Origin of the sequence: Neorhizobium sp. BETTINA12A, from assembly GCF_023006485.1 — a bacterium.
Lineage (GTDB): Bacteria > Pseudomonadota > Alphaproteobacteria > Rhizobiales > Rhizobiaceae > Neorhizobium.
Window position 1 is genome coordinate 1 of sequence record NZ_JALBGW010000254.1, and the last position, 4434, is coordinate 4434.

The following is a 4434-nucleotide window of genomic DNA, read 5'->3' on the forward strand; positions in this document are numbered from 1 at the left end:
CGTGCTGGCGCTCATCGCGCAGCTCGTCACCGTACCCTCGCTGCCGCCTGCCGGACATGCCGGTCTCGGCACGCTGGCGGAAGTCCTCAAGCGGCCGAAGATCCGCATCGGCCTGATCGCCACCCTTCTCATCGTCGCCGGCCATTTTGCGGGCTTCACCTATATCCGCCCCTATCTGGAAGACGTTCCGCGGCTTAACGTCGAGATGGTCTCGCTCCTCCTGCTCGCCTATGGCGCCGGCGGCTTCTTCGGCAATATCGTCGGTGGCATGATCACCGAACGCAGCTCGACGCTCGGCGTCGTCTTCGCCTCCGGCCTGATCGCCGTTTCCGCCGTGCTCCTCGTCTCCCTCGGGGCTTCGACGACGGCCGCGGCGGTCGCCATCACGCTCTGGGGTTTTGCCTTCGGCGCGCTGCCGGTCAGCATCCAGAGCTACATCACCCGGGCCGCCCCTGACGAGGCGGAAAGCGCCGGCGCGCTGCTGCTGACGACCTTCCAGATCGCCATATCCAGCGGCGCCGTACTCGGCGGCCTGCTGATCGACGCTCAAGGGCCGCTTGGCGTCATGACCTTCCTTGGCATCGCAGCCATTCTCGGTGCGTCGGTGATGGTCGCACGCGGCGGACGCCAGGTCCAGCTCAGCCAAGGCTGAACGTACCCTCAAAACGTTATCGGCTGCGGTCAGTTGCGCAGCCGATAACCCGTCTTGAAGATCCAGCCCAGGATCGACAGGCAGATGACCAGGAAGAGGGTGATCATCCCGAGGCTCACCATCGGGTTGACGTCGGCGATCTCGTAGAAACTCCAGCGGAAGCCGGAGACGAGATAAAGGACCGGGTTGAAATGGCTGACCGTCTGCCAGAAGGGCGGCAGCATGTTGATCGAATAGAAGCTGCCGCCGAGGAATGTCAAAGGCGGCACGACCAGCATCGGAATGACGTTGAGCTGCTCGAAATTCTTCGCCCAGATGCCGATGATGAAACCGAACATGCTGAAGGTGACCGCCGTCAGCACCAGGAAAAGCACCATCATGATCGGATGGGCGATGTGAATGTCGACGAAGAACGAGGCGGTAGCGAGGATGATCAGGCCGATGATCAGCCCCTTGGTCGCCGCCGCGCCGACATAACCGACGATGATCTCGGTCATCGCCACCGGCGCCGACAGGATTTCGTAGATCGTGCCGGTGAATTTCGGGAAATAGATGCCGATCGAGCCGTTGCTGATGCATTGCGTCAGCAACGTCAGCATGATCAGGCCGGGCGTGATGAACGACCCGTAGGAAACGCCCTCGACCGTCTGGATGCGCGAACCGATCGCGGTGCCGAAGACGATGAAATAGAGCGAGGTGGTGATGACCGGCGAAATGACGCTCTGCAGCAGCGTGCGCCGCAGCCGGGCCATCTCGAAGACATAGATCGACTTGATCGCTTCGAAATTCATGCGTCTTCTCCCACCAGTGCCACGAAAATATCCTCAAGCGAGCTCTGTCGCGTGGAAAGATCGCGGAAATGAATGTCCTGGGCGGCGAGCGTCGACAGCAGCGATGCAATCGTGCCCTGCCCTTCCTCTCCCTGGTATTCGTGGATCAGTGCCGTGCCGTCTTCGGAAAGCGTCAGGTTGTAGGCAGCGAGGCTTTCCGGCAGTACCTTCAGCGGCTCGGACAGTTCGAGCCGGAGCTGCTTGCGGCCGAGCTTCTTCATCAGCGCCTCCTTTTCCTCGATCAGCAGCAGCTTGCCACCGTTGATGACGCCCACCCGGTCGGCGATCTCTTCCGCCTCCTCGATATAGTGGGTGGTGAGGATGATGGTGACGCCGCTTTCACGCAGCTTCTCGACCAGCTGCCACATCTCGCGGCGCAGGTTGACGTCGACGCCGGCGGTCGGTTCGTCGAGGAACAGGATTTTCGGTTCATGGGCGAGCGCCTTGGCGATCATCACCCGCCGCTTCATGCCGCCCGAAAGTTCGCGCAGCATGTTGTCCTTCTTGCTCCAGAGCGACAATTCCTTCAGCACCCTCTCGACCAGCGCCGGATCAGGCTTCTTGCCATAGACACCGCGGGAAAAGCTGACCGTATTCCACACCGTCTCGAACATGTCGGTCGTCAATTCCTGCGGCACCAGGCCAATCAGCGACCGCGTCTGGCGGAAATCCCGGATGACATCGTGGCCGCCGACCATGACCTTGCCGGTCGATGGATTGACGAGGCCGCAGATGATCGAGATCAGCGTCGTCTTGCCGGCGCCGTTCGGGCCGAGCAGCGCGAGGATCTCGCCTTCCTCGATTTCCAGGTCGATGCCTTTCAGCGCCTGGAACCCGTTCTCGTAGGTCTTGGTAAGCTTATCTATGGAAACGACTGAGGCCATGCGGAACGGTTCTTCCCAAGGATTCTATTTGCGGGATGCGCCGCGAATATAGGCACCCCAACCTTCGAAACCATCCCTTGTGGAAGAATATTGCTGACGGTTTCAGAGGATAATCGACGGGAAGAGCCGCTCCGGAATGACGATCCGGTCTCGACCGCGATGTCTCGACCGAAGAAACCGCCGCTGTCATTTTTCCGTGACGTTCCTACAGCATTGTCCCACCAGGCAAGCAACGGTCCCGCCCTTTACGCCGCACGTAACCCCTCGCGCGACCGTCATGACCATAGTGTTTTAGTCTTTCTCGTTTTCCGCTTGCCGCATGCGTACTGTTTTCAAGTATGAGTTCTTCAGTAACCGGAAGCACGGCTCCTCCCCGCGAGCCCGACCTCCACTCTCGCCGGCTCCCTGAGCCGGCTTTCTTTTTTGTGGGTTCAAGCCAATTCCGTTCGGGAGGCCGGGTGAGACCCGACGCGCGATGGGCATGGTCTGCGCGTCGGGTCTCGTGCCGCAGTAGGGGTAAAGCCTGGGGGGCGGACTGCGGCACCACCACTCTTGCGTCGCCGCTGCTTATGGTTCCAGTTTGGTTTCCGCATATGGTTTAAGGAGCGTTAATGTCCACAGGCTCGCCGCAATCGCCATATCCGAAGCGGAAGCTCAGGTCCTGCGTCTGCCGGGCAGCGCATGCCGCCATGCGGTTTCCAGGGCGTCGCGGAGGTCCGCCTCTTCGAGTTCGGAAAGAACCGCCGTCGTCCAGCCTTGACGGCCCCAGGCGTTCTGAACGGGCGAAAAAGCATTCGGCAGCATCTCGCATTTGAACTGCTGCTCGTCGGGCGTGAACCTGAAATTCGCGGTCAGGCCATCGGCCGCAAGCGTCGCGTAGATGCGCCTGACCTTGAACGCCGACCGGTCGAAATGCGGCGCCTCGGACGTTCCTTCGAGCGAGAGGGCCAAGTTGCGGAGCATGTCGGCATCGGCCATCGTCAGACCTCAGTCGCAATAGCGCTTGCCGCCCCTGCGGGAGCGCAGGTCGAAGTGAAAATGGTTCCAGTGTTCCGCATTGCTGCCCGGACCGAGCACAGTGCTGAAATACTTGCAGCTGTCGCTGCGCACCGCCTTCAGAAGGCCGCCCTCGCGCATCGAGAACAGGCCCTTCTTGCGCACGTCGATCTCGTGGCCATCCTTCAGCACGATCTGGCCGATGTCGATGGCGTTGCCCTTGGCATGCTCGGACATCGGATTGTTGAGCTGGTTGCTGTTGTTCATCCGCCGGCAGGAATAACCGCCCATCGGCACGATCTTCTGGATGCCGGTCAGATAGCGGTAACGGGCGGAAGGCGCGAGCTCGTTCTTCACCCATTTGGCAAAGGCGAGCGTCGTCTGGCAGTTCAGCGTGACGGCCGGCTTGACGTCGATATTGCCGGACAGGCCGGAGAGTTTCACTGGATAAGGCACCCTGCAGCTCGGGCCTGCGTCGATGGGCGGCCGGTCGTCGAATTCGACGCCGAGGCGCCTCAGTTCCGCCCGGCAGCTCACCTCCGACTGCGGCATCACATCGCGCTGCCAGGGCATGTCGCGCTGGCTCATCGGGCCACTGTCGATCATCGGATTGTTGGGCCGCAGCATTGCCACCTGCTGAGTGCCGGCCGCCGATCTGCTGCCGGGAGGTGCTATGCTCCGCTCATTACCCCAAGCCATGTCGCGATTGGCCGCGTTGCCGCTCGAAAGATCGCCTTGCAGGCCAGCGCCCTGGCGCTTCGGCGGCACCCGCACGCGGTCGTCGTTCATGGGTTGGGAGATCGGCTGGCGGCGCGACTGCAGCGCGCGGGGATTGTCGGTGCCGATGCCGTCGACGACGGGCTGGTCGCCGACACCTTCGGCGATATCGGAATCCTCTTCCGCGGCAAGCCCCGTGACGTCGCTCTCGTCGGGGCCGAAACCGAGCTCGGCATCGATGTTGACGCCGTCTTCCGGAATGGTCGTCGGCGCGGCATTGCGGGTCGTGTTGCGCTGTCGGGCGGAGGCCTGCTGCTGCATCGCCTCGTCGCTGTCGATCATCGGCAGGATGATT

Annotated in this window: 5 protein-coding genes; 1 reads left to right on the forward strand and 4 read right to left on the reverse strand. The window is 61.9% G+C overall.

Annotation, left to right across the window (positions count from 1 at the left end; all coding sequences use genetic code 11):
* Positions 1–652: MFS transporter (locus MOV61_RS28570; protein ID WP_247139004.1), on the forward strand; the 652-nt coding region annotated here is incomplete at its 5' end.
* A 29-nt stretch (positions 653–681) separates the two neighbouring features.
* On the opposite strand, the gene MOV61_RS28575 is transcribed toward MOV61_RS28570, so the two are convergent.
* The 4 genes from MOV61_RS28575 to MOV61_RS28590 all read right to left on the reverse strand — a co-directional run.
* On the reverse strand, positions 682–1443 hold the full coding sequence (locus tag MOV61_RS28575; RefSeq protein WP_247139005.1) for an ABC transporter permease: 762 nt from the start codon (positions 1441–1443) through the stop codon (positions 682–684).
* Positions 1440–2366 carry an ABC transporter ATP-binding protein gene (locus MOV61_RS28580; RefSeq protein WP_247139006.1) on the reverse strand — a complete coding sequence of 309 codons (927 nt, stop codon included), beginning with the start codon at positions 2364–2366 and terminating at the stop codon, positions 1440–1442. The genes MOV61_RS28575 and MOV61_RS28580 overlap by 4 nt, the downstream gene beginning before the upstream one ends.
* 654 nt (positions 2367–3020) lie before the next feature.
* Positions 3021–3344: an MmcQ/YjbR family DNA-binding protein gene (locus MOV61_RS28585; RefSeq protein WP_038542704.1), complete on the reverse strand. Its 324-nt coding sequence runs from the start codon at positions 3342–3344 to the stop codon at positions 3021–3023.
* Positions 3345–3353: 9 nt separating this feature from the next.
* Positions 3354–4434, reverse strand: a 1081-nt coding sequence (locus MOV61_RS28590; protein WP_247139007.1) for an extensin family protein, incomplete at its 5' end; no start/stop codon positions are given.